Origin of the sequence: Mariniradius saccharolyticus AK6, assembly GCF_000330725.2 — a bacterium.
In the GTDB taxonomy this organism is placed as follows: domain Bacteria; phylum Bacteroidota; class Bacteroidia; order Cytophagales; family Cyclobacteriaceae; genus Mariniradius; species Mariniradius saccharolyticus.
Genome location: NZ_AMZY02000019.1, coordinates 48196 through 73822, shown reverse-complemented (window position 1 = coordinate 73822; position 25627 = coordinate 48196). Strand labels below are relative to the sequence as shown.

The following is a 25627-nucleotide window of genomic DNA, read 5'->3' as shown; positions in this document are numbered from 1 at the left end:
TAAAAAATACCCTGATCAAGGTATTTTTAAAAGTTTGCCTACTTTTTTTTAAACGAAATCTAATTTTTAGACAAAAAGGTCATTTAATCACTAAAAATATATTTCTCGTTTTGTCTCGGCACGCCTCATCGGCATAGAATTGATCGTTGAAAAAATAAGCTTCCAGTCAGGATCACCCCTGCCCGATAGTTTGATTCCGCCGTCAAGACCTAACAATACCCAACTCCCGGGAGAAACATCGTCAAATTTACCCTTTAGGCTGTGGACAAAGTCTGGATGAATGGGTTTAGGGTAATTGGTTTTGAGATCATTGTCCAAGTTGAACCAAACTAGTTTCAGTTCTGCCATTTCCTCTTCCAAACCTTTGGCTTCAAGCGATTTCCCCTTTTCAGGAAAATATACCACCACCCGGTTCTTCCATTGCAAATTCTGAATTGATTTCAATTCCGTCGTTTGAACCACAAATAAATAAATCGTGCAGAGGAGTAGCAATTTCATAGAATCAATACCCCAAACCCGGATAATTGTTTTTCAATTGCAAGGATTCTTTTCAAATCCCTTTTACAAAATAACCACTAAATCGATGGAGATACTCAATCTCGATTCAAGGCATAATTCACCTTTGGCTCCTTGCCTTTTCTGAGCTCAATTACCGTGATTTCGGGCCAAATTCCCACACGGCCTGCAAAGGCGTGAAATCCAAATCCTCGATTGACATACAGGTATTTACCGGCTTCCTCCGCCAATCCTGCCCAATTGGGATAGCGGTATTGAACCGGACTCCAGCGTACCAGCGAAGTTTCGATTCCAAACTGCATCCCGTGGGTATGTCCCGAAAGCGTCAGATGGATAGGATTCGAATTGTTTTTGACCTGCGCATCCCAATGCGAGGGGTCATGGGAAAGCAGAATCTTGAAGTCATTTGGATTTGTTCCGGAAATTGCTTTTTGAAGATCACCTTTTTCCTTGAATCCTACGCCCCAATTCTCTACGCCTGCCAAAACCAGCTTTTGACCTTCCTTCTCTATGATGACATTTTCGTCCAAAAGTAGTCTAAAACCGAGCTCAGCATGTTTCTCCTTTATTTTCTGGAAGTTTTCCACCTTGGCTTCCTTAGAAGGCCAAGAGACATAATCCCCATAATCATGGTTGCCCAAAATGGAAAACTGCCCATAGGGAGCCTTGATTTGGGAGAAAATCGGCTTTAAGGGATCGATCTCATCTGCTCGGTGATTGACCAAATCACCCGTAAAAACAAACAGGTCTGATCCTTGTTCAAGCACTTTTTCAACCCCTTTGGCCACGGCATTCTTGTCCTTCAGACTGCCCGAATGGATATCGGAAATCTGCGTGATCGTAAATCCATCAAAGGCGTCAGGCAAATCTTCAAAATACAGTACTTCCCGATGGACCTGGAAATTGTACTTGCCATATTTGATTCCATACACGAAGCTGAACAAAGGCAATGCAGCCGCAACCAAGGCAACTCCACTCACCCATGTTGTCCGGGAGGGAAATGAGAAATCTCGAAAACCATTGAATACGAAAGTCCCAAAAGCCTGAAAATTTCTAAAAATATCCTCGCCAAGCAGAAAAACCACACAGACCAATTGTGTCACAATAAGCGTCAGCATCACGTTGGAAACCGATTGGGCGGACGATGCAAACTCGCCTTTCCCCATCAATTGGTAAGTCTTGATCACCAAATATGCCGAAATACCCAAAGCAATGATCCAATACGCCCACTGGAGGACATTTCTCCACCAATCTGATTGAAAAGTGTAGGTGATTGTCTTGACCGCTTGGAACACATACCAGTGCAAGATGGTAGTGAGGGTGATGATCACGAGGAGAAAAAACATAGGGCCCGAAATATTCATGTGGTTTAGCTTTCCTCCCTTATACACCTTTTGGCAAAAAATTGTTCAACTCCGAAAAGGTTATCAGGCTAAGCAAAACTCAGAACACTTTTATATCAACCTCAGCGTGCAGGTGGGACTTGGAGTTACCACCATAAGTGCCGATGATCGGTGATGCGTATTTTGGGTTATAACTTGCTGCAAGGGGGATGTATTGATTGTCGGTGAAAAGCCCCAAACTGGGATCCAATCCAATCCAAGATGCTCCGGGTAAAAAAACCTCCACCCAAGCATGCAGCTCATGTCCATCCACCAATTCAGGATTGAAGGCATATCCACTGACGAACCTGCAAGCCAAGCCCAACTCACGAAGCATGGACATTAGCATGAATGAAAGGTCCCTGCATGAGCCTTCCCTGCGGTCAAATGTCATCATGACCGGCAAAATACCCGGATCCTTGCGGTGTACGTGGTTCCAATTGGCATGGACCGATGCGACCAAATTCACCAAAAATTCCACCATTGAACCCGAGTTCTCCATCACCGAGAGCGCATATTGCTCCAATTGGGAAAAACCATGGGGAATCTTGTAAATCGAAATAGCCTGCTCGAGGTGCTGTGGATAGGAATATTTGGAAAAAGGGTATTCCGCGTCGGGATGAATGATAAATCCAAAGGGATTGAAATCCAAAAGTTGGATTTCAAATGACGCGCGAATCTCCAATTCGTTGGTCTCGTCTACAAACCAGGTTTGATAGTAGGGGTTATTCTCAAAATTGACCCGCTCGTACCATCCCGATGGAGTGGGACTTACTTCTATTTCTGACTGCAATACCTTGAAATAAAACCGCTGCAGGGGAATCATGTACACTTCGTGCAGGTTGAGCTTTACTTTCTGCTCATACTTATACTGGGTCAGGTGCTCAATCCGCAGCTTCATGACTTGGTGAGGAATGGCAAATCATGAAACGCTTCCTCCAAAATCTCCGTCGGAAGTTCCCTGATAGCTTCTTTAAGCCTATTGTTCCAAAAAGCTGAGATATGTTCAAGCTGCTTTTGTTCAAATCGCTTCTCGACAATGTGGTAGTTGTCATTTTCCAAAACGACCGTGTCTATCGGATAATCTACGTCATTAGCTGAAATCCGCGTCGCGTCAAAAGCCAAAAAAGCACATTTCAAGGCATAATCCAGAGAGTCTTCAAAACTCATGGATCTGCGCATCACGGGGTTACCCGCACCGGAATTGCCGATAATGACAAAAGGTGTTCCTTTTCTGATTTCAATCCAATTGCCTTGGGGATAAAGCAGATAGAGTTTTGTTTCCTTATCGTCCTCCAGTTGACCACCGATGATGGAAAACAGATTAAATGAAAAACCTGCCTCTTCCAAATACTCCTTGTCTTCCTTGGCGACTCTCTTGACCTGGTTTCCGAATTCATTGACGGCCTTGTACAGTTTGTTGAAATTGTGGTCCTGTTCTTCGATTACCTCGGTGAAGTAAGTGATCGCTTTGTCCCTTACAGATCTCAGACCAGAAGTCATGATGAAAAAGGAGTGTTTTTCCCGATTTACGGTAAAGACTTTCTTGGACGTGGTGGTTTCAGTACCCGAAGTAATCCGGGTATCTGAAAGTCCAACAAGACCAGCATTGGTTTTTATTCCTATACAAAACGTCATTCTTGAAGTGAATTTTGGGTGATAAAGTTATCCTTAATTTGGAAGAAGTTGGTGTTGACCTTGTCTGATATCTGATTTATTTTGACCTGTAGCTTGTCAATGTACTCATGCAGGCCTACTTGGATGATTTCTTCCACATCAGTAAACTCAAGTCTCGAACGCAATTCCCCAACAGCTTTCTCCGCTGTATTCTGGTAGCCACTGTCTGAGGATCCGGATATCTTGTGAAGGCAAGATTCCGCTTCACGGATGCAATAGAAGGCGGACCTCGGAAAGTATTTGTTCAACAGAAGAAACTCCACGACCTTGGCCGGTTCGATGTTTCCATACAGTCTCCGGTACGTGTTGAAGGCCGTGACAGACTTCAGCAGGGCCGTCCAATGCAAAAAATCCAAAGGCGTCCCCACCAAAGTAGGCGCCGGAAGTAAGATATGGTATTTGACGTCCACGATCCGGCTGGTCTTGTCGGCACGCTCCAAGTTCATCCCAAGCTGCCTGAAGTACCAACCTTCCGTTCTCGCGACGGTACTTTCCGCCAGTCCATAGAGCAAAAGGACTTGGTTTTTCACACTTTCGAAAAACGCCCTAGGGTCATCCTTGATCCAATCCTTCTTTTCGGACCTTCTCTGCACAAAATGATATAGCTCGTTCAGGTTTTCCCAGGTTTCCTTGGTGAGATTTTCGCGTATCACTCTGGCATTTTCCCTTGCAAAGGAGATCGAGGAAAGAATAGAATTGGGATTGTCCTTGTCAAATGCCAAAAAGTGCACCACATCCTTACGATCAAATCCGGTGTACTTCTGCTTGTACAAATGCTCGTCGCCGGTGATATAGATCAAAGGTTCCCATTGGGCTTTCAAATCAGGCGGGAGGTCCAACATCAAATTGAAATTGACATCAATAAATCGAGCGTAATTCTCCGCCCGCTCCAGGTATCGGCCCAGCCAATACATCGAATTCGCTACCCTACTCAGCATATGTGTTGATTAAAGTGGTCATTAGTCAATAGTCCATAGTCGATAGACCATGGTAGTTGGAGTTGATTTATGGGTTATTGGTTATTGAGTTATTCGTAAAATGGTAAAATCTTAAAACTTAAATTGGATCATTTTGGGTCGAAAAGCTTGGTACATCGTACTTGGTACTTGGTACCACCTTTTTATCCATAAAGTACCCAAGTATCTTTGCTGCCTCCACCCTGTGAGCTATTCACGACGAGGGAGCCTTTTTTTAAAGCCACTCTCGTCAGTGCGCCCGGAATTACCTCAATATCTTCTCCATACAGAATATAAGGTCTAAGGTCCACGTGTCTCCCTTGTAACCCTTCATTTTCGGTCAAAGTGGGCACGGTCGAAAGCGAAAGCGTCGGCTGGGCAATGTAATTCGTAGGATTGGATTTGATCAGGTTGCGGAATTTGGCATGTTCCTCTTTGGTGGATTTCGGACCGATCAACATTCCGTAACCACCTGCGGCATTGGTTTCCTTTACCACCAAATCTTCAATGTGATCCAGTACATATTGCCGGTCCTTTTCTTCCCGACAGAGGTAAGTGGGTACATTTTCCAGAATCGGGTCCTCTCCCAAATAGTATTTGATAAGCCTGGGCACGTAGGCATATACGGCCTTGTCATCCGCCACGCCAGTCCCCGGCGCATTGGCGATCGCGATGTTTCCAGCTTTGTAGGCTTGAAAAATCCCAGGTACACCCAGCATCGAAATAGGGTTAAAGGTCAAAGGATCCAGGAATGTATCGTCGATCCTACGGTACAACACATCGATTTGCTCGAGACCTTTGGTGGTCTGCATATAGACTTTCTTGTCCTTCACCAACAGGTCCACGCCCGAAACCAACTCTACGCCCATTTGCAAGGCCAAATAAGAATGCTCAAAATAGGCCGAATTGTAGATTCCCGGAGTCAATACGCCAACTACGGGCTTCTCCTTATTGGAAATGTACTGAAGCATCTTGAGCAGCTTGACCGGATAATCGGAGACCGGCATTACACCAAGCTGGTTGAACAGGTCGGGATAGGCACGTTTGATGATCTCGCGGCTTTCAAGCATGTAGGACACGCCCGAGGGACAGCGGAGGTTATCCTCCAGGATATAATAGTTCCCATCATTGTTCCTGACCAAATCGGTGCCTGTGATATGGCACCAAATGCCCTTTGGGGGCGTCATGCCAATACAGGGCTTCAGAAAATCCTTGGATCCCAAGACCAAGTCTACCGGGACAATCTTATCCTTCAGTGCTTTCTGATCATTGTAGATATCCTGGATAAACAGGTTCAAGGCATAGATGCGTTGTTTGAGACCGGCCTCCAGCTTCTTCCATTCGGCATTGGGAATTATCCTAGGGACGATATCCAAATGCAGGATTTTCTCGATCCCTTGGTTGTCATGGTAGACATTGAAAGTCATCCCCATGGCCACTTGGGTCTTGTTGGCGGAGTGCTGTAGGTGTGACATCCGTTTTGCACTTGTTTTCCCCAAAAGTTTGAGAAAATCCGCATAATGGGGTCTCACCTGACCTTCTTTTGTAAACATCTCATCGAAATTATCTCCGACGTGGTAATTTTTGGTATCCATCTACGATCCGAAAATGATTTTGAAAAGGAACGATTTGAATATAGCTGTTTTTGAAAAGCAAACAAAAATCAATTCCATATTTTGCCTATTCCTCAATAAGAAATTTATTATTCTAAATTATTGGCAAAATAAATCGATATTCATTGACAGGTTGATAAAGAAGTGAATTCGAATTTAGGTTGTTACAGCCAGAAAGAAACCACACGAAGCGACTGGCTATCGCACACATACACACAGTCCTAAACATTTAAACAAATTTAGATCTAAAGGCAACCTTCTCATTTTTTCAAATTCGAATCAAACAACTAACTTTAATCAAATTCCATTAAAGGTCAACAGCCTCTATGCCAAGCAAAACCGTTATTTTTTTACTATTCCTGACTGTGCTGATCTGTCACGCATCTTACTCCCAAATCAGGGTCAAGGGGCGGGTGTTTGTAAAAGAAGACAATGAGTTCCTGCCGGGGGTAATCATTCAGGAATGGAACGTGGGGAACCGGGATACAACCGACATAGAAGGATACTTTGATTTTTTGCTCAAGAAGGATTCCGCGGTTGTTTTATTTCATGCTCTGGGACTAAAATCCGAGCATGTTATTGTTACCAAAGACACAACTTTGAACGTGTACCTTGGATGGTATGACTGGTATTCAAAAAGACTCAGCGTTGGAACTTCCTATGATCTTGCCAACAATGTCTTTGGGTTTTCACTTGGTAATGGATTTGATGAATTCCCGCTTTATCATTTTGAAGACTTCGATGATCGATTGCTAATAAAATTAACAGGGAATACCGACTTCAATCAAGATTATGGATATGGGGTAAAACTAGGCTGGACTTACCTGTTTCGTTTTTTCCAAGTTGCATCAATTGAGACGAGAAAATTTCATTACGTCGAGAATGATTTTGAGTTTACAGAGGCTAACCTGAATTTGACCTTTGATCCTTCAAAGAATGGTTTTCCAGGCCTTTTGGTAGTGATGACTGGCTTTCAACGACTTGCAGGTGAATCCAATTACGGACTAGGCCTTGGATGGCAGGACGCAAATTACCGACATGGATTCCATTACGGATTAATGATCGGCTATTGGGGGGATTATTTCACGTACAATGTCTTTTTGCAGGGTTTTCTGGTGAGGGACCATCTGGCTTTTAAGATAGACTATGAAAGAATAGATACTTACAACATGGCTTCAATTGGTCTAAGTTACCTTTTCCTCAGAAATGCATTCAAAAAGAAACCCATGGAGTTTCCTTATATGCGCTGAAAGTCCTGGCGTTCAAATGAAATCAATCTCAAACAAAAAAACCACCCGCTCGGGTGGTTTTGGTCTTTTTAGGATATCGTCGATCCGTTGGCTGTCTCGCTACCCGGTAGCAGTAGCCTGAGGCTTCCGTCTTTGTCCTCCGCCATCAGGATCATGCCCTCCGAATCAATTCCCATGATCTTCCGCGGAGCGAGGTTGATCAGCATCACAACCTGCTTCCCGATAAGGTCCTCGGGCTTGAAATGCTCCGCGACGCCGCTTAGCACGGTGCGTGTTCCCAGGCCCGTGTCGACGCTGAGTTTGAGGAGTTTCTTGGACTTGGGCATTGGTTCGGCCGCAAGTACCTTGACCACGCGCATATCGAGTTTGGCAAAATCATCGTAAGTGATGATGTCCTTCATCGGCGTCACCGGGGCGACAGCCATTTCGTTTTGTTTCTTGGTTTCCATCAATTTGTTGACTTGGGCGGCAACGGTTTCATCTTCGACTTTGTCAAAAAGCAACTCCGCCGGCTGTATTGTTTTCCCTGTTTTCAAAAGACCATGCTTGCCTGCATCTCCCCAGTTCAAGCCGCTCAGTCCAAACATCTTGTACATTTTCGCAGCCGTATGTGGCAGAAAAGGTTCCGCAACGATCGCGAGGTTTGCAGCAATATTCAAAGCAATATTCAAAACCGTGGCGGTTCTTTCAGGATTGTCCTTGATGCTTTTCCAGGGCTCCGTATCTGCCAGGTATTTGTTGCCTGTACGGGCAAAATCCATCACATACGACAATGCCTCACGGAAGCGGTACCGCTCGATAGAAGCAGCGATTTTTTCGGGAAACTCCAGCAAAGCTGCCAATGCATCCCGATCGATATCGCTCAAATCACCCAAAGCGGGAACCAATCCATTGTAAAACTTATGGGTAAGTACCACCGCACGATTGACAAAATTGCCGAAGATGGCGACCAGTTCGGAGTTGTTGCGCAATTGGTAGTCCTTCCATGTGAAATCATTGTCCTTGGTCTCGGGCGCATTTGCAGTCAACACATACCGGAGGACATCTTGTTTTCCTGGAAATGCCTCCAAATATTCATGCAGCCACACGGCCCAGCTTCTGGAGGTTGAAATCTTGTCCCCTTCCAGGTTCAGAAATTCATTTGCAGGTACGTTGTCAGGTAGAACATAGCCGCCGTGGGTCTTGAGGATCGCCGGGAAAATGATGCAATGGAACACGATATTGTCCTTGCCGATGAAATGCACCAGCTTGGTACCCTCATCTTTCCAATACGGTTCCCAATCGATCCCCTTTTCGGCTGCCCATTCCTTGGTGGACGAAATGTAGCCTATCGGCGCATCGAACCACACGTATAGAACTTTGCCTTCGGCTCCTTCAACCGGCACGGGGATTCCCCAATCCATATCACGGGTCATCGACCTGGCCTGCAAGCCTTCGCCCGCCTCAAGCCAGGAGCGGCATTGGCCGAGGACGTTGGTTTTCCAATCTTTTTCGTGGTCCACCAAAATCCAGTTCTTGAGAAAATCGGTATACCGCGCCAGATCCAAAAACCAATGCTTGGTATCCTTCAAGACGGGGGTACTTCCCGAAAGCTTTGATTTGGGATTGATCAAATCGGTCGGGCTGAGGGAAGACCCGCATTTTTCACATTGATCACCATAGGCGTGTTCATGCCCACATTTCGGACAGGTGCCTTCGATATAGCGGTCGGCTAGAAACTGTCCCGCCTCTTCGTCATAGTACTGCTGGGTGGTCTGCTCGAGAAACTCACCTTTTTGGTACAAGTCTTCGAAAAAACCGGACGCAGTCTCATGATGGATTTTGGCGGATGTTCTTGAATAATGGTCAAAGCTGATACCGAATTCGGCAAAGCTCCTTTTCATCATTTCATGGTACCTATCGACCACTTCCTGAGGGCTGATTCCCTCCTTTCTGGCTTTGATGGTAATGGCAACACCATGTTCGTCCGACCCACACACGTAGGCCACATCCCGTTCGCGGGATCTCAGGTAGCGGACATAGATATCGGAAGGAATATAGCATCCCGCCAAATGGCCAATGTGAAGCGGCCCATTAGCATAAGGCAAGGCAGCAGTAACAGTATATCTCTTAAAATTCTTGGGATTCATGGGGGCAAAGATAGGGAATAGATTGGCTATGACTCAAAGCAGACACTCACATCGTAAGGAGCTCTTTTCTCGCATCATCGGTAAGAATTCCGGTGTAGATGACTTGGATCGCTTGGTCGTAGATTTCGGCCGGGCTGAGGTTGAAGCCGACCCGCATTTCTTCTGGGAATTGACTCAAAAACTTGTGGTCGATGAGGTTTTGGATGGCAGAGGTATAGATAAATACCACGAAAGAAACATTGATGTTGGGTTTGACAAAGCCTTTGGCAATACCTTCCTGAATGAGCTTCTGAAAACGCAGATAGCCGGACTCACGAATGTAAGTCAGCAGTTCTGTCCAGATTTCCGGGGCATGATCACGCAATTCGTCCAGGATTTTAGGATTGATACTGGAGATATCCGCGGCTACGGTGGTGAGAAGGGATTTGAACTTGGCAGTATAGGGTATGTGGGGATTCTCCAACAAGGCACTTACTTTGATGGCAAGCTTGGTTCTGAGCATATCGAATGCTGCTCCCAAAAGCTCCAGTTTGCCTGGGAAGTATTTGTAAAGCGTCTTTTTGCTCATCGCCAACTCCGTGGCAATGTCATCCATGGTGGTGTTTTTATAGCCATGCTGGATGAAAAACCGGTAGGCAACTTCCAGGATTCGTTGTTCGATATTGTTTTTTTTGCTCATCTTCTACTGCAGTCGCGCAAATATAGCCAATCTGTGAGAATTCAGTTCCCCGGCCTTTCCAAGAGGTCCCACAGAATAATATTCCTTTGTGTTTGCCTGGACAAATTCTAATTTTGAAAGATAAGCGACGAAATAGACGATAGCCAATTCCATGTCCATGAACCCTGCCGAAGCCAAGGCCCGCATAGAGGCCCTGAGCAAAGAAATCAACCACCACAACCACCTTTACTACCAGGAAGATAGGATAGAGATATCGGATTTTGAATTCGATAGGCTACTTGAGGAACTCATACGCTTGGAAAAGGAATTCCCACAATTCCTGTATCCAGACAGCCCAAGCCAAAGGGTCGGAGGCACGATCACCAAGGAATTCGAAACAGCCGAGCACGAATACAAGATGCTATCCTTGGGCAATACATATTCCCCGGAGGAATTGGTCGCGTTTGACGAAAGGGTAGCCAAAGGTCTCGGTCACCGGGATTATGCGTATTTCTGCGAGTTGAAATTCGATGGCGTCGCGATCAGTTTGGTTTACGAAAACGGGCGTTTGGTGCGTGCTGTGACACGTGGGGATGGAACCCGCGGCGACGTGGTGACGGAAAACGTAAAGACGATCCGCAATATTCCTTTGGTGGTGCAGGGAAAAAATGTCCCAGATAAATTTGAAGTGCGTGGCGAGGTTTTTCTTCCACTCAAGGAGTTTGAAAAAATCAACAATGAACGTGAAATCCTCGGCGAACCGCCACTCGCCAATCCGCGCAACGCAGCTTCCGGCACGCTAAAAATGCAGGACAGCGGCGTGGTTGCCAAGCGCCGGTTGAACTGCTATTTCTACCAATTGCTAGGTGAGGACATTGGGGTCAGCAAGCACGATGAAGCCATCGCGCTGATCGAATCCTGGGGATTCAACGTCTCCCCTACCCATTTCAAAGCCAACAACATTCAGGAAGCACTGGGATTTATCGACTCTTGGCGGGAAAAAAGGTTCACTTTACCCCTCGATACGGATGGTGTCGTCCTCAAAATCAACGACTACGACCAAAGGGAAGAATTGGGATTCACCGCCAAAATCCCCCGTTGGGCCATTGCCTATAAATATCAAGCCGAAAGTGCGCAGACCCGCCTTTTGTCAATTTCCTACCAAGTCGGGCGAACAGGGGCAATCACACCTGTCGCAAACTTGGCACCCGTCCATCTCGCCGGAACGACGGTGAAGCGGGCTTCCCTTCACAATGCCAACGAAATCATCCGCCTCGACCTCCACGAGGGTGACCTTGTCCACGTCGAAAAAGGCGGCGAGATCATCCCAAAAATCACGGGCGTGGTTTTGGAGAAACGTCAACCTGGAGCCAAGTCAATCACCTACATCGACCATTGTCCCGAATGCGGGACCCATTTGGTGCGGAAGGAAGGCGAGGCCAAGCACTTTTGCCCCAATACAAAAGCCTGTCCGCCACAGCTGCTTGGCAGGATGGAGCACTTTGTCCACCAGCGGGCCATGGACATCGATTCGCTCGGGACGGAACGTTTACGGACTTTGATCGACGAGGGATTCGTCAAAAGCCCAGCGGATTTTTACGGCTTGAAAGAAAAGCAACATCAATTGCTGGGGCTCGAAATGGGTCAGGACCAGTACCAAAAAACCGATGACGGCATTCTGTACATTGGACTTCCCAAGGCGCTTTTTGCGCTGACAGAGTTGATTTCACTTTCGGCGATCGAAAAATTCTGCGCCGAACAGATCGAAAAACCCATGATGCAGGTCCTGCAACTTTTCCAGGGATATATCCGCAACAGCAAGAAAAAAGTAGCCCAAAATGTGGGCATGGTCCAACTGTTGGAGAATGCGCTGCTGGTTTCTTCACTGCCCCCGATGGAAGATTATGTCCCGGTGGCGGTGGTTTTGGGTCTTTTGGTCGGAAATAAGGCATCAACCGGTCAGCTCATAGAGGCAGCTTACCACCAAAACACAGTACACGGTACCCTACTCAAACTGGACGTAAAGCTCGGAGATGGACAGGAGGAAAGGATCAAAAAACTGAAAGGCAACAGTTTCCAGGAAGGCGTCATCGGCAATATGTTGGAAGGGATCGAAGCCTCCAAAAACCAACCTTTTGAGAAAGTCCTTTTTGCCCTAGGCATCAGAAATATTGGCGAAAACACAGCCCAACTCTTGGCCAGGCATTTCAAAAATATCGACGCACTTCGGGAAGCTTCTACGGAGCAACTGCTGGAAATCAACGGTGTCGGCGAAACGCTCGTCCATAGCCTGCACGAGTATTTCAAGGATAAGGAGAACCTCCAACTGATCGAAAAGCTCAAGGATGCGGGCCTCAATTTCTCGGTTTCCGAACAATCCGTTTCGCTTGCAAGCAACAAACTGGCAGGATTGAAGATATTGGCCTCGGGAAGATTCACCCATTTCAAGCGGGACGAAATCATCGACTTTGTGGAGTCACATGGCGGAACCTACGTGGGTTCGGTTTCCAAATCCCTGGATTTCATCATCGAGGGCGAGGAGATGGGACCGAGCAAAAAAGAAAAAGCTGAAAAACTGGGGATCAAAATGATCTCCGAAGCCGAGTTTCTCAAAATCGTCAACGGATAAGCATGAATTGGATCAAGGACAAGCTGATCGCTTACCAGCTCACAAAGGCACTCCGAAAACCACGCTTACGGGATATCGGCATGCCCCAAAAGCCTAAAACCGCAGGGATTTTTGCAGCCACCCAGGAGGAGTTCGAAGAAGCCAAGAAGCTCATCCGGGACAAGTGGGGATTTCAGATTCGGATCGAAGGGGGATATTATGCCGATACACACGATGCTGTGGAGTCCATCTCGCCCCAGAAATTCTCAATTTGGGGTTTGCCGTCTGACTATTTCAATTCGCTGTTGGAAGAAAAATTGGATTTTATTTTGGTTCCGTCTTTAAACCTGAATCCCTATTTACGTTATTTGCTGCTCCTTAACCCAAGCGGCTTCAAAATGGGTTTCCTTTCGGAGGAAAACGGCCCTTACCTCGATTTGATGATCAAGAAAGAAGGGGAAGACCTGCGGGCCAACTTGGAAAAATTGTTGAAGTACTTCGGAAAAATAAAAACCACATGCTGAAATTACACGGAACAGGCGTCGCACTGATTACACCTTTTGACCAAAATGGACAGATCGATTTCCCTGCTTTCAAAAGGCTTATCGACCACGTGACGGAGGGAGCAGTTGATTATTTGGTCGTAGCAGGTACGACTGGCGAGAGCGCCACACTGACCAAAGAAGAGAAAAAACAGGTTCTCAAGGCAGCATTGGAATACAATCATGGCAGGCTTCCCATCGTCTACGGTATCGGCGGCAACAATACCCAAGGCATCCTGGACGAGATTGCGGCGACAGACCTTTCAAAGGTGACCGCAATCCTATCGGTCAGCCCTTATTATAACAAACCATCCCAAGCAGGCATCATTGCACACTACCAAAAGATTGCAGACCATAGTCCAGTCCCGGTAATTCTCTACAATGTGCCGGGGCGAACCATGAGCAATATGACTTGGCAGACGACGATAGCGCTTTCCGAACACCCCAATATCATCGGGATGAAGGAAGCCAGTAGTGACATGTCACAGTGCATGCGCATCGCATCCAAGATGCCCGAGGGGTTTCTGTTGATTTCAGGAGATGATATCCTCACGCCGGCGATGCGGGTGATGGGCGGTGCGGGCGTGATTTCCGTCTTGGCCAATGCCTACCCCACGCTATTCAAGACTATCAGCCATGGTCCTTTGGACGAAGCTGAAGCCGCAGCCTCCAAGATATTGGACATCAATCCGCTCATGTACGAAGAGGCCAATCCTGTAGGCGTAAAGGCGCTGCTGAATCTGATGGGTCTATGCGGCGATATGGTCAGACTTCCGTTGTTGCCCGCGTCAGAAGACCTCAAAAAAAGAATCCAGAAAAAGATGTTATAAAAAAATCCCCAGCTTCTAACCAGCTGGGGATTTTTGTTTCAATGTTTTGGGAACTGCTCAATTCGAGCCAAAGACGTAACGGACGTTAAAGCCAAATCCGCCTGCGTTGAAGTCAGTCACTTCGACGATATCGACCCTAGGCCTCCAGTCCAAGCCCAACACGATCGGCACGGAATTAAACTTGTATTCCAATCCGATCTCGCCGCTTACCCCTAATATAAATGGATCGCCAAGCAATAGGGATGGACCTACACCTACATACCAATGCAAAGCTTCGTCACCGAGTGGTCGATACAAAGGGTTCCAAAGCGCTTCGATACCTACGCCACGGTCTCCAAAAGACAAGTCAGCGTGGATCCTGCTGAATTGACCGAGACCAAAAACCCCGTCAATCGCAACGTTATTGCCTAATACGTCCCCAAACCTCAAACCAACTTCTTGCGCACTAACAGTATTCCAAAACAACATTGCCGCAAAAACAAACGGCACCAATAAGAATTTTTTCATTTCTACTAAGGTTTTGTTTAAATAATTTCGGGTCAAAGATAAAATATAAAGCCAAAATCCAAACGGATTAGATTTTACCCTCTTTAACAAACACCAGGCCAGTTTTAGCTTATGATTCCCTTTGTAGCTGCAAGGGTTATTAAGAATCAAACCTTCCTACATGCCCAGTTTGTATGTGTGTTTACAATCCAAATACACTGATACTTCCTTGTTAGCTTGCCGCTTGAATACTGCGGCCGTCATTCCTTTTCAAAAGACAAACGGACAAAATCCGCTTTCAAACTCGAAATTCTTTATTTGACCAAACAAGCCAACAATTTTTAAATACCTTTAGGGATATTTAAAAAAAACTTATCAGCTATGAAAAAGACATTGTTTATTCTTGGATTCGTAATGTTTGTCTTTGGAGCAAATGCCCAGACGGTAGATGAAATCATCAACAATTACTTGGAAAACACTGGTGGCGCCGCCAATTGGGCGAAACTCAGCGGCGTCAAGATGGAAGGTAAAGTGGCCGTACAGGGTATGGACCTCCCCATCGAAATGGTGCAAACCAAAGAAGGTAAGATGTACATGAAATTCTCCCTCCAGGGACAGGAGATTACGCAGCAGGCTTTCGACGGTAACGAAGCTTGGGGCATGAACTTCATGACGATGAAGCCCGAGAAGAGTGACAGCGAGACCACCGAAAACATGAAGCGAAACCTCGGTGATTTTCCAGACCCATTTCTGAACTATAAAGAGAAAGGCTTCAAGGCCGAGCTTATAGGAAAAGAAACCGTAGACGGCACCGAGACCTTTAAGGTAAAACTGACCAAAAAACCACTTATGGTAGATGGCAAGGAAGTGGAAAACCTGGTGTTTTATTTTTTTGATACCGAAAACTTCGTGCCCATCATGGTTGAACAAGAAGTGAAGTATGGCCCTGCTAAGGGTGTTACCAGCCAAACGATGTTCAGCGACTACCAGGAAGTCGATGGCTTGTATTTCGCATTTTCCATTACAGAGAAGGCGAAAGGAACTCCCCAAAGCCAAGCAATCAATATCACAAAAGTGATCTTGAATCCTAGCGTTGACGACGCTGCTTTCAAATTCAAGGACTAAATAAAACCTAACATATGAAGCGAACATCGAGAATCGCAGGCCTGTTGCTGGGCCTGTTGCAGATCAGCTTTTTCTCTACGGGACAGGATATTGTCACGCTGAAAGGCGACGAACTCTTCGGTTCCCTTTCCGCCAGACAAATCGGTCCAGCCGTAATGAGCGGCCGCATCACTGACTTGACAGGACACCCAAGCGACGGGAAAGTCATCTATGCCGGAACTGCAGGCGGAGGCCTTTGGAAATCAGTAAACGGGGGTGCATCCTTCAAACCCATTTTTGACAAATACAATCAGTCAATCGGCGCGGTTGAACTCGACCCCAACGATCCCGACAATACCATCTGGGTCGGAACGGGAGAAACCTGGGTTCGCAACTCCGTTTCCGCAGGTGATGGTTTGTACAAATCAGTCGATGGCGGGTCTTCATGGAACAAAGTGGGCTTTGAAAACTCAGACCGGATCAGCGGCATCGTAATCAATCCCAAAAATTCCAAAGAAATGTATGTGGGAGTATTGGGTGCATTGTGGGCCGACAGCGACGAGCGGGGGGTTTACAAAACGACCGACGGCGGCGCGACTTGGACCAAAGTCCTGGCAGGAATGCCAAACGTGGGCTGTTCTGACATTATCATGGACCCAAGTAACCCGGATGTGCTTTATGCGGCATTTTGGGAATTTCGAAGGACTGCTTGGTCGTTTAGCTCAGGCGGTCTCAATTCCGCACTTTATAAGACGACTGATGGTGGGAAAACCTGGAATAAAATCCACAATGGCTTCCCAAGCGGTGAATTGGGACGTATCGCCGTCGCGGTTGCACCCTCAAAAACCAATATTGTCTATGCTGTAGTGGAATCCAAGGAAAACAAAGGACTCTACAAATCCGAGGACGGCGGCGCGACTTGGGTATTTTCCAACGGTGATTTTGAACTCACCGTGAGGCCATTCTATTTCTCGAGGATTGTCGTGGATCCGAAAAACCCAGATGTAGTTGTGAAAGCAGGTCTTTCGGGCTCTATATCGCGGGATGGCGGAAAAACCTTCCGAAATCTTGGTTTCATGCACTCCGACATCCACGACATTTGGTTCGATATCAACGATCCCAACCGCTTCTTTGCGGCTACCGACGGTGGTGTGTATAGAACCTGGGACGGTGGCACTACCATGGAAATCGTGGAAAGTATTCCCGTTTCACAATTCTACCATGTCAGCGTCGACAACGACGAACCTTACAATGTCTATGGTGGACTTCAGGACAACGGATCATGGTTTGGACCATCAGCTAGCCCCGGAGGAGTCGAAGCGCGCGATTGGACTCCAGTCGGTATGGGTGACGGGTTCAGGGTGTACAGGCATCCTACCAAAAAGATCACCTACTCCGAAATGCAGGGTGCTGAAGGCGTATGGAGGTTTGACGTGGTCAACAACCAAATCAGGAATATCAAACCGACACCTGCCAAAGGAGAACCTAAATACCGCTTCAATTGGAATACCCCAATTCAGATTTCGACACACAATCCGGATCGTATCTTCATTGGAAGCCAGTTTTTGCTGGTTTCAAATGACATGGGTGCAAACTGGCAAAAGATCTCTCCCGACCTGACTACCAACGATCCCGCCAAACAAAACCAATCTGAATCCGGCGGCATCTCCACAGATAATTCAGGTGCTGAAAACCACACAACCATTTTCTCGATTTCCGAGTCTCCCATTGACGAGAAAATCATCTGGGTAGGCACTGACGACGGAAACGTACAAGTAACCCAAGACGGTGGAAAAACCTGGACCAACGTAGTCGGCAATATTCCCGGCCTACCAAAAAACACCTGGGCCTACCACGTCCAAGCCAGCAACTTCTCGAAAGGAACTGCCTATGCGGTCTTTGATGGGCACACAAGCGGTGATTACAAGCCATACGCTTACAAAACGACGGATTTTGGGAAGACATGGAAGTCTGTCGTGACACCGGATATCGTCGGGTTTGCAAGGCATATCCTCGAGGACCTGAAAAATGAAAACATCCTCTACCTCGGAACGGAAGCGGGCCTCTTCATCAGTATCGATGGCGGCGCTAACTGGTCCAAATTTACCAACAATATGCCTTCGGTACCGGTGCATTACATTGCCATGCATCCGAAGACAAACGACCTTGTCCTGGCGACCCATGGCCGCGGCATCATCATCATCGATGACATCAGCCCGCTGCGTCAGATCAACCAAGAAATGCTCGCAAAAGAAGTCCATTTCCTCAAATCCGAACCCATGCCTATGTGGGAGGAAAGCAACTTTGGCGGATCAAGCGGAGAGACGGCATTTGTCGGTCCAAATCCCGATAGGTCCGGCAGGATCATCTATTACCTGAAAAAACGTCACACCTTCGGCGCGATGACCTTGGAGGTTCAAGACTTGCAGGGAAACAAAATCTCCAGCTTGGATCCTGGAAAACAAAAGGGCATCAATGTGGTCAACTGGAACTTCCGATCCAAAGCACCCAAAATCGCCAAAGGCAAGACCTTCTCCTTTGATGGATTCAGTGCGCCGAGGGTGCCAGCCGGGGCTTATCAGGTGGTGATGAAAAAAGGCAAGGAAGAATTCAGCCACAAGATCGAGGTGATCTATGACCCAAGATCTGAAATCAGCCTTTCCGACCGCAAAGCGCAGGAGGAACTGACAAAGCAACTGTTTGATCTCTCGCAGGACTTGGCTTATCTCGTGTACAAGTTGGACCTTCAACTTGAACAAGCCGAGAAAGCCAAAGCAGCTGACCCTAAATCGGCCAAGTCCATGAACGCGCTGATCGGCGAGCTCAACAAGCTGAAGGAAACCTTGGTCATCACGACCGGAGACAACTATGTCGGCACGGCCGAACCGCAGTTGCGCGAGAAAATCTCCAAGCTCTATGGCATCGTGGTTTCCAACTACGAGGCACCATCCCCGGCACAGGTCGAAAGCAAAACGGACTTGGCGGCAGACCTTGGCAAAGCCAAAACGACCTTTGATGGCATCGGTTCCAAGTACGCAAAAACCATCGACAACCTGGTGAAAAAGGGCGTAATCGAGGCGATCCAAATCGATGATTTCAAGACGTTTATCGAAAAATAAACCAACTATTCGTCTACCAAAAAAGCTTGGGCAATGTCTGTCCAAGCTTTTTTTGTTTTTAACCGTAGAGGAAAAATTGCGGAATCATAAAGGTGGATTTTTTGATAGCTGAAATTATTGTAATATTTATTACAGTATTTTTTGTTATGATAATTGGATTCACCTGAAACAGGTGTTGAAATGACTCTCTGTGACAGTTTGGTGGCACCAATAGCTACCGATATGGTAATCCCCTCAAATAGTCCCAACTACCACCACCCGAATCAATATCCCGACTGACTTTTGTCATGAATAATTGTCCCTGAATTGCCGTCTTTTGGGCTAGAAAAAACCGGATTTCAGCCATCAAACCCAAATACACCATGAACCTTTCAGATCTGGAAATCGCCAAAGCCTCCAAAATGAGGCCCATTCAGGAAATCGCCGCAAAACTTGGCATCTCCGAGGAGGACATCAGGCCTTACGGAAAGTATGTCGCCAAGCTGCCGCTCAAGTTGATCGATGAATCCAAGATGAAAGGGAAGAAACTGATCCTGGTGACCGCCATCACGCCGACCACGGCGGGAGAAGGCAAGACCACAGCGAGCATCGGCCTCACGGAGGGCCTGAATAAAATCGGGATCAATGCCGCCGTTGTGATCCGTGAACCATCCTTGGGACCGGTTTTTGGGATGAAAGGCGGTGCCGCCGGTGGTGGCTATGCGCAGGTGCTTCCCATGGAATACATCAACCTGCACTTTACGGGGGATTTTGCCGCCATCGAAAAGGCCCACAACCTGCTCGCGGCGCTACTAGACAACCATATTCACAGCCAAAAAAACACCCTAAATATCGATCCGAGGAAAATCACTTGGAAGCGGGTAATGGACATGAACGAGCGGGCACTCCGGGACATAGTGATTGGCCTTGGCGGACCGGCACAGGGCGTGGTAAGGGAATCTGGATTCGACATCACGGCAGCTTCAGAGGTGATGGCCGCGCTCTGTCTTTCCAAAGACTTGATGGATCTGAAAGAAAAACTCGGGAATATCATTGTCGGATACACCTTTCAGGATGAACCCGTAAGGGCGCACCAACTCAAAGCAAACGGTGCCATGACCGCCTTGATGAAGCATGCCATTATGCCTAATCTCGTCCAAACGATCGAGGGAAATCCGGCCATCATCCATGGTGGCCCCTTTGCCAATATCGCCCAAGGATCCAATTCCATCATTGCGACCAAAATGGGTCTATCATTGGCGGATTATGTGGTGACGGAGGCTGGTTTTGCTTCGGATTTGGGTGGGGAAAAGTTTCTCGACCTCAAGTGCCAATACGGCGGACTGAAACCTGATGCCGTCGTGCTTGTCGCAACGATCAGGGCGCTAAAAAGCCATGCGGGTATCGCTTCAGCGAATCTGAAGGAGCCGAATCCCAAAGCAGTCGCCGACGGATTGCCCAATTTGGAGAAACACATCGAAAACATTCGACATTTTATGCTTGTGCCGATCGTGGCGATAAATAAGTTTTCGACCGACAGTGAAGATGAAATCACAGTTGTCACGGATTGCTGCAAAAAGCTCGGTGTTGAGGTAGCTGTTTGCGAAGCATGGGAAAAGGGCGGCGAAGGAGCCATTGAACTGGCAAAAGCCGTCAAGCAGGCAGTGAATACGGGGAAAAGCCACTTTACGCCGCTCTACGATTTTAACTGGCCGATCGAGCAGAAAATTGAAACTATTGCCAGAAAAATCTATGGTGCGGCCGAGGTGGAGTACTCGGTCAAAGCCAAGCAGCAGATAAAATTGTTCAACAAAATCGGACTGGACAAGCTTCCGGTTTGCATCGCAAAAACACAGTATTCGCTTTCTGATGACCCATTGCTGATCAATCGTCCCTCCGGCTTTACGGTCAAGATCAGGGAGTTTGACATTGCTGCCGGCGCAGGATTTATCATTCCCATTGCGGGTACCATCATGAGGATGCCCGGACTTCCTTCCAAGCCCGCGGCAGAAAACATCGACATCGATGCCGATGGAAATATTTCAGGATTGTTTTAGACATTTTCAACCGTTGTCCGTTAATTTATAGTTTCAAAGCCATCCACTATAAATTGTATGAAAATCAAAATGCATTTCTTCATGGCATCGTTGGTTTGCATGACGCTATTGGCCTGCAGGTCCGAAAAATCAGCAGAGGAAGCCAATTCTGAGAAAGTCATGGCAACTGCTTATCCCGACACCCACAACAGTCAAAATAGCCTTGACTGGAATGGTGTATACCAGGGCGTGGTTCCCTGTGCCGATTGTGAAGGCATTGAAACCCGAATCACATTAAAGTCTGACGGGACGTTCCTGCGCAGTCTCAAGTATCTCGGAAAAGATCCAAATGCATTCTTTGACCAAGGAAATTTCACTTGGGACACCAGTGGTTCCAAAATCAGGCTTACTGGAGAAAACGGCGAAACCCAAATGTATCAGGTTGGAGAAAATATATTGTTTCACTTGGACAAAGAGGGAAACCGCATCACGGGAGATCTGGCTGACAACTACAAATTGATTAAGAATCCTACCGACCCTAGACTTGAAGGAAAAAAATGGGTTTTGGTCGAATTGCGCGGCAAGCCCGTGGTCCAGAAAGAAGGCAGCAGGGAAGGCTTTATCCAATTCGACATGGAGACTTCAACCGCCTCGGGCAACTCAACCTGTAATGGATTTTCAGGCGGATATGAGCTAAAGGGACAAAACCAAATCACCTTTGGGAATATCGCGGGCACCATGATGGCTTGCCCGGATATGGCGACTGAGCAGGCATTTTATGGGGTGTTGAAACAAGCGGACAACTACAGCATAGCGGATACAATCATGACGCTCAACAAGGCGAAGATGGCTCCATTGGCTAAATTTGTTGTGGGAAATCAATAATACCGATGGCAATCGACCAAGGAAATCAAACAACCTGATTTTTTTTGGTTGCAGGAAAAAACGCTTTTGATGACTATTTAAAGGTTGGCGGAAAACAAAAAAGGTACGTTTTTTACCACTGATAAGCCATTGAGGACAATTCCATAAAAATCAATCACTTGGATAATACTTTACAAAACATGTATATTCGTCCCGATATTAAATGGTTAAGTATGCCAAAGTCAACAATCACCCTGCTTGCAGCATTACTTTTATCATTTTCCAGCTTAGCCCAATCTAGAGACAATATATCCGTCGGATATGGCTGGGGGATGATTTACGGCGACAATGCCGGTTTATATAAATTCTTGAAATTCAAGATGAAACCAGCTTTTTCTGCTGCCTACACCAAACAACTTTCAGACCGATTTGACCTGCGGGCCTCAATTGGCGGACAGGTTATAGAAAGTGGCGAGTTCCGTCCCCTAAATTCCCCAATCCTCATCGAATGGGGCGACAACGGACAGGCCTACTACTTCAGGGGAATGAGCTACCAAGTGGACGCAATACCACTATTTATCATTAATCCCAACCAATCCGGCAGGGCTGGAGAAGCCGTTAACCTATATGTGGGACTTGGTCTCGGCTACCTATTTTCGGAACGCGCACAGCGGGTGCTACGGGATGGACAAATCCAGGACGGCGTGTTCGTCAGCGGAAGGGTCGAACGTTCCAACCAGACTAGCTCAATGCCATACATTCCTTTTCGATTTGGTATTTCCTCCAATTTGGAATACGAATGGGATTTTGCCCTTGAGTTTCAGGCAAACATGCTAACAAACTCCACCATCGACGGGAACGAAATGCAGAACAAACTTTTTAAGCCCGATCTGCTTGCAAATTTCCAGTTTATGGTAAAGCGTTATATTGGTAGATAATTCTAAAAAAAGAAAAACAAAGAAGCCCGGGTGAATCTGGGCTTCTTTGTTTATCGATCTGAAAGTTCATATTTCAATGTCCTTCCTTTTTCCACCGCTGGCAACCCCTCTGTCATCCAAAGCGGCGCAGGAGCACCTTTCAGGTAGTGGTCAAAAAATTGTGCAAGCCGGATAGACAAATCCTTGCGGTTTTTTCTCTGGACCAAATTGTGATCTTCTCCATTGTATTGGAGTAGCCAAGCTGGCTTATTGAGACGCTTGAGTGCCATAAACATCTCGATTCCTTGATACCATGGCACTGCCCCATCTTCGTCGTTGTGCATGATGAGAACAGGGGTGTTTACACGATCCATAAAGAACAAAGGCGAGTTTTCGAGGTAGTAGAGCGGTTTTTCCCATAGGGTGCCTCCTATTCTCGACTGAGTTTGTTCGTATTGGAACATGCGGCTCATCCCAGTACCCCAACGGATACCTCCGTAAGCAGAAGTCATGTTGACCACCGGCGCGCCCGCACCCGCTGCCTTGAACATGTTCGTTTGGGTGATGAGGTAGGCGACTTGGTAGCCTCCCCAACTTTGGCCCTGGATCGCCATATTGGAAGCATCTACAAAGCCCCTAGCCACCAAAGACTGTACTCCAGGAATGATGCAATTGTAGGCAGAAGGTCCTGGAAGCCCGAGATCGTATTTGATATCTGGAACAAACACCAAATACCCGTTGCTGACAAAATAAGGGATATTGATCGTGGACGCGCTGGGCGCAGGCGCACGGTAGGAATGGAGTCCGTCAGAGTTCCGCTCATAGAAATAAACCAACATCGGGTACTTTTTGGCGGCGTCGAAATTCTCGGGCTTGAAAAGTAACCCTTGGAGTGGTGTGCCGTCGTTGGCCAGGTACTCGACCAATTCTACCGAACCCCATTTCACTTGTGCCTGTTGTGGATTGGCAGATGAAATTTTCGTGAAATTTTTCATGAAAATGTCCGTGACATACACGTCAGGAAACTCCAAGTAGGTAGAGCGACGGACCGATAAAACATCTGCATTTTCAGCCTTTTGCAGTCCTAGGTAACGGTGGTCTGTGAAGATTACCTCCTGTGGTGCGGTCTTTCCTTCGAAATCACCAATAAAAAACCCGCTCTTCTTCGTCTTTTCGTCGAAGGCCTCCAATATCAAAGGCTTGGCTGGGTCGATCCCTTCTTCCAACAAATCCAATCTTTCCCTTCTGAAGATCACGCCCGTTCCTTTTCCTTGGGATTGGGTGATATTGACAGGCTGCTTTTTCCCGGTCGGGTCAATTTTCCAAATATCAAATCGGTCGTAAACCAGAAATCCAGCATCGTCCTTCAACCATCCTGCGGCCCCATAAGAGGATGGCAATGAGGGCGAATCATGTAACTCGTCATAAAATGCGCTTGGAATTGATTTGGTCAGATTGGCAAAAGCTCCTTTTTTGATTTCATAGGACACCCAAGCGGAATCTCGGCTATCGTACCAATAGATATATTTCCCAGCCGGGGAAAGTTGCGGCGACCCTGGAACATCTTTCTTCACCAATGTTTTGGCTCCCGTCGCCAAATCGATGAGATATAGGTCGCGGCCAACTTGGATATCCCAACTGTAATTTCTTCTGTATGGCCTACTGTCAAATCCCAATGCGTAGTCAAACTTTGATTTTCGGTCCAGTGAGACATCGGCAACCGACTCATCGGCCAAGGGTACCACTTTTTTGCTTTTTATCTGATAGGCTGCCAAATACGACTTGTTTTGCGTCCGGCTACGGTTTTTGAGTTGCATGGGTTGGATTTCGTCATCCTGCCAGCCCCAAATGTCCAGTTTTACCCTTTCTTCTTCCAAAATAGTCGTGTCGTCTTCGTAGGCAAAGCTTACATAATCCGGTGCAGTGCCGAAGAAAAGCTTTGTCTCATCCTCGGAAAACGAAAGATTTCCATTTTTACTCACCATGCCATTTACCCCGGGGGTCGATTTCCCGGCGATTTTTTGATTGTTTTCCTTGGCGATTTCATACAAGTAGAGGTCATAATAGGGCTTTTTGGCCTTAGCAGAATCTTCTGTAGTCAGGAAGGAAACGTATTTGTCTTTAGGAGAAAAAGCAACTCCGAGGTACTCCGTTTTCCGCTCATCAATTGGCTTGGAGATTCCCGTACTGAGATCCAAAATAAACAATCCCGTGTTTTTCAAGGTGTCTTCTTCAGCCAAAGTATAATACAGAAAAGTGCCCGTTTCATTGAATCCAAAGGACTTAACCCTTGCAAACTCATAGCTTGTCGCCTGACCCAAGCTTTTGACCAAAAGCTTTGTTCCGTCCGTTTTTTTCGGCTTCTCCTTCACGTTATTGATTTGCGTGGTATCGGCTGGATCTTTCTTTTTGGGTTTTTCAGGCAATTCTTTTTCAAACTGGATCGCTAGCCAATTGCCTTCCTTTACCGGCATCGAAAAGGATTTTACACGGCCAAATTTTTCCATTGCCCCACTCGCCAAATCAAGGACAAATAGGCTGTCCTTGGGCATATCATCTGGCTTTGTTTTTTTCAATTTGAGGTATCTGACGGAATCTTTTTGGGCAACAATCCTTCCGACGGCATACTGTCCGTTGTGGGAAAACCCAAATCTGTTGGCCCTGGGAATCACAATCCTGTTTTGGGAGTTGGCAGTCGCCACGATTTCCAATCTTCCATCACCATCCTGCGGGTTGACTTCATAGCCAATCCATTTGCCATCTTTGGTCATTCGGTCAGAGGATATGGTCTCCCATCGGTCATAATCAGCGTGTGTCAACGATCTTTTCTCCTGTGCCAAAGCTGGCAGAAGCGAAATCATCCAAAGAGCAAGCACACATTGGAAGCGAATATTTTTCATCATCTTAAAAGGATTTTCAAGCTTTGAAAATAGAAAAGGTCAGGAAGGCCCTGACCAAATA

19 protein-coding genes are annotated in these 25627 nt (G+C 46.8%); 9 read left to right on the top strand and 10 right to left on the bottom strand.

Features of this window, described 5'->3' with window-relative positions:
- Window positions 1-90 precede the first annotated feature (90 nt).
- The 6 genes from C943_RS21575 to C943_RS17920 form a co-directional block, all read right to left on the bottom strand.
- Window positions 91-426, bottom strand: a complete 336-nt coding sequence (locus tag C943_RS21575; RefSeq protein WP_008630691.1) for a DUF4174 domain-containing protein — start codon at window positions 424-426, stop codon at window positions 91-93.
- Between the two features lie 167 nt (window positions 427-593).
- Window positions 594-1862, bottom strand: a complete 1269-nt coding sequence (locus tag C943_RS17940) for a metallophosphoesterase (protein WP_008630690.1) — start codon at window positions 1860-1862, stop codon at window positions 594-596.
- A 97-nt stretch (window positions 1863-1959) separates the two neighbouring features.
- Entirely contained in the window at window positions 1960-2799 is an 840-nt protein-coding gene (locus tag C943_RS17935) for a transglutaminase family protein (RefSeq protein ID WP_008630689.1), read from the bottom strand.
- A complete protein-coding gene (locus tag C943_RS17930) occupies window positions 2796-3536 on the bottom strand; it encodes a proteasome-type protease (RefSeq protein ID WP_008630688.1) in 741 nt (246 codons plus the stop codon). Before C943_RS17930 ends, C943_RS17935 begins: the two co-directional genes overlap by 4 nt.
- Window positions 3533-4513: an alpha-E domain-containing protein gene (locus tag C943_RS17925; RefSeq protein ID WP_008630687.1), complete on the bottom strand. Its 981-nt coding sequence runs from the start codon at window positions 4511-4513 to the stop codon at window positions 3533-3535. Before C943_RS17925 ends, C943_RS17930 begins: the two co-directional genes overlap by 4 nt.
- Before the next feature lie 182 nt (window positions 4514-4695).
- Window positions 4696-6126 (bottom strand): circularly permuted type 2 ATP-grasp protein, encoded by a 1431-nt coding sequence (locus C943_RS17920; RefSeq protein WP_008630686.1) that lies wholly within the window; start codon window positions 6124-6126, stop codon window positions 4696-4698.
- Between the two features lie 344 nt (window positions 6127-6470).
- On the opposite strand from C943_RS17920, the gene C943_RS17915 reads away from it, so the two are divergent.
- Window positions 6471-7394 (top strand): peptidase associated/transthyretin-like domain-containing protein, encoded by a 924-nt coding sequence (locus tag C943_RS17915; RefSeq protein ID WP_008630684.1) that lies wholly within the window; start codon window positions 6471-6473, stop codon window positions 7392-7394.
- Between the two features lie 68 nt (window positions 7395-7462).
- Here the strand turns inward: C943_RS17915 and metG are convergent, their stop codons facing one another.
- Both metG and C943_RS17905 read right to left on the bottom strand, forming a co-directional pair.
- A complete protein-coding gene (metG, locus tag C943_RS17910) occupies window positions 7463-9523 on the bottom strand; it encodes a methionine--tRNA ligase (protein WP_008630683.1) in 2061 nt (686 codons plus the stop codon).
- Between the two features lie 46 nt (window positions 9524-9569).
- Entirely contained in the window at window positions 9570-10202 is a 633-nt protein-coding gene (locus C943_RS17905; RefSeq protein WP_040481232.1) for a TetR/AcrR family transcriptional regulator, read from the bottom strand.
- A 157-nt stretch (window positions 10203-10359) separates the two neighbouring features.
- Here C943_RS17905 and ligA point away from each other — a divergent pair, with 157 nt between their 5' ends.
- From ligA to dapA, 3 genes are read left to right on the top strand one after another with little or no spacing between them, the layout of a single operon-like run.
- A complete protein-coding gene (ligA, locus tag C943_RS17895; protein ID WP_008630679.1) occupies window positions 10360-12810 on the top strand; it encodes an NAD-dependent DNA ligase LigA in 2451 nt (816 codons plus the stop codon).
- Window positions 12811-12812: 2 nt separating this feature from the next.
- Window positions 12813-13313, top strand: coding sequence for a DUF6913 domain-containing protein (locus C943_RS17890; RefSeq protein ID WP_008630676.1), 501 nt, complete (start codon window positions 12813-12815; stop codon window positions 13311-13313).
- On the top strand, window positions 13307-14161 hold the full coding sequence (dapA, locus tag C943_RS17885; protein WP_008630674.1) for a 4-hydroxy-tetrahydrodipicolinate synthase: 855 nt from the start codon (window positions 13307-13309) through the stop codon (window positions 14159-14161). Before C943_RS17890 ends, dapA begins: the two co-directional genes overlap by 7 nt.
- A gap of 57 nt (window positions 14162-14218) precedes the next feature.
- Here the strand turns inward: dapA and C943_RS17880 are convergent, their stop codons facing one another.
- On the bottom strand, window positions 14219-14668 hold the full coding sequence (locus C943_RS17880) for a hypothetical protein (RefSeq protein WP_008630672.1): 450 nt from the start codon (window positions 14666-14668) through the stop codon (window positions 14219-14221).
- Window positions 14669-15028: 360 nt separating this feature from the next.
- On the opposite strand from C943_RS17880, the gene C943_RS17875 reads away from it, so the two are divergent.
- The 5 genes from C943_RS17875 (at window position 15029) to C943_RS21570 (ending at window position 22687) form a co-directional block, all read left to right on the top strand.
- The gene (locus tag C943_RS17875; RefSeq protein WP_008630671.1) at window positions 15029-15772 is read left to right on the top strand and encodes a LolA-like protein; all 744 of its coding nucleotides are present in this window, start codon (window positions 15029-15031) and stop codon (window positions 15770-15772) included.
- A 14-nt stretch (window positions 15773-15786) separates the two neighbouring features.
- Window positions 15787-18870 carry a WD40/YVTN/BNR-like repeat-containing protein gene (locus tag C943_RS17870; protein WP_008630670.1) on the top strand — a complete coding sequence of 1028 codons (3084 nt, stop codon included), beginning with the start codon at window positions 15787-15789 and terminating at the stop codon, window positions 18868-18870.
- Window positions 18871-19232: 362 nt separating this feature from the next.
- Window positions 19233-20906 (top strand): formate--tetrahydrofolate ligase, encoded by a 1674-nt coding sequence (locus C943_RS17865; protein ID WP_008630668.1) that lies wholly within the window; start codon window positions 19233-19235, stop codon window positions 20904-20906.
- 57 nt (window positions 20907-20963) lie between these two features.
- Complete coding sequence (locus C943_RS17860) at window positions 20964-21770, top strand: copper resistance protein NlpE N-terminal domain-containing protein (protein ID WP_040481227.1); 807 nt, start codon at window positions 20964-20966, stop codon at window positions 21768-21770.
- A 212-nt stretch (window positions 21771-21982) separates the two neighbouring features.
- Window positions 21983-22687: a hypothetical protein gene (locus tag C943_RS21570; protein WP_051069632.1), complete on the top strand. Its 705-nt coding sequence runs from the start codon at window positions 21983-21985 to the stop codon at window positions 22685-22687.
- A gap of 50 nt (window positions 22688-22737) precedes the next feature.
- On the opposite strand, the gene C943_RS17850 is transcribed toward C943_RS21570, so the two are convergent.
- Window positions 22738-25569 (bottom strand): S9 family peptidase, encoded by a 2832-nt coding sequence (locus C943_RS17850; RefSeq protein ID WP_008630664.1) that lies wholly within the window; start codon window positions 25567-25569, stop codon window positions 22738-22740.
- Window positions 25570-25627 lie beyond the last annotated feature (58 nt).

Excerpts from the sequence above, each read along its gene's own strand:
- C943_RS17920 (WP_008630686.1), bottom strand. The coding sequence starts at position 6,126 with ATGGATACCAAAAATTACCACGTCGGAGATAATTTCGATGAGATGTTT.
- C943_RS17915 (WP_008630684.1), top strand. The coding sequence starts at position 6,471 with ATGCCAAGCAAAACCGTTATTTTTTTACTATTCCTGACTGTGCTGATC.
- C943_RS17930 (WP_008630688.1), bottom strand. The coding sequence starts at position 3,536 with ATGACGTTTTGTATAGGAATAAAAACCAATGCTGGTCTTGTTGGACTT.
- C943_RS17860 (WP_040481227.1), top strand. The coding sequence starts at position 20,964 with ATGAAAATCAAAATGCATTTCTTCATGGCATCGTTGGTTTGCATGACG.
- C943_RS17865 (WP_008630668.1), top strand. The coding sequence starts at position 19,233 with ATGAACCTTTCAGATCTGGAAATCGCCAAAGCCTCCAAAATGAGGCCC.
- C943_RS17935 (WP_008630689.1), bottom strand. The coding sequence starts at position 2,799 with ATGAAGCTGCGGATTGAGCACCTGACCCAGTATAAGTATGAGCAGAAA.
- C943_RS17875 (WP_008630671.1), top strand. The coding sequence starts at position 15,029 with ATGAAAAAGACATTGTTTATTCTTGGATTCGTAATGTTTGTCTTTGGA.
- C943_RS17905 (WP_040481232.1), bottom strand. The coding sequence starts at position 10,202 with ATGAGCAAAAAAAACAATATCGAACAACGAATCCTGGAAGTTGCCTAC.
- C943_RS17940 (WP_008630690.1), bottom strand. The coding sequence starts at position 1,862 with ATGTTTTTTCTCCTCGTGATCATCACCCTCACTACCATCTTGCACTGG.
- dapA (WP_008630674.1), top strand. The coding sequence starts at position 13,307 with ATGCTGAAATTACACGGAACAGGCGTCGCACTGATTACACCTTTTGAC.
- C943_RS17850 (WP_008630664.1), bottom strand. The coding sequence starts at position 25,569 with ATGATGAAAAATATTCGCTTCCAATGTGTGCTTGCTCTTTGGATGATT.
- ligA (WP_008630679.1), top strand. The coding sequence starts at position 10,360 with ATGAACCCTGCCGAAGCCAAGGCCCGCATAGAGGCCCTGAGCAAAGAA.
- C943_RS17925 (WP_008630687.1), bottom strand. The coding sequence starts at position 4,513 with ATGCTGAGTAGGGTAGCGAATTCGATGTATTGGCTGGGCCGATACCTG.
- C943_RS17880 (WP_008630672.1), bottom strand. The coding sequence starts at position 14,668 with ATGAAAAAATTCTTATTGGTGCCGTTTGTTTTTGCGGCAATGTTGTTT.
- metG (WP_008630683.1), bottom strand. The coding sequence starts at position 9,523 with ATGAATCCCAAGAATTTTAAGAGATATACTGTTACTGCTGCCTTGCCT.
- C943_RS17890 (WP_008630676.1), top strand. The coding sequence starts at position 12,813 with ATGAATTGGATCAAGGACAAGCTGATCGCTTACCAGCTCACAAAGGCA.
- C943_RS17870 (WP_008630670.1), top strand. The coding sequence starts at position 15,787 with ATGAAGCGAACATCGAGAATCGCAGGCCTGTTGCTGGGCCTGTTGCAG.
- C943_RS21570 (WP_051069632.1), top strand. The coding sequence starts at position 21,983 with ATGCCAAAGTCAACAATCACCCTGCTTGCAGCATTACTTTTATCATTT.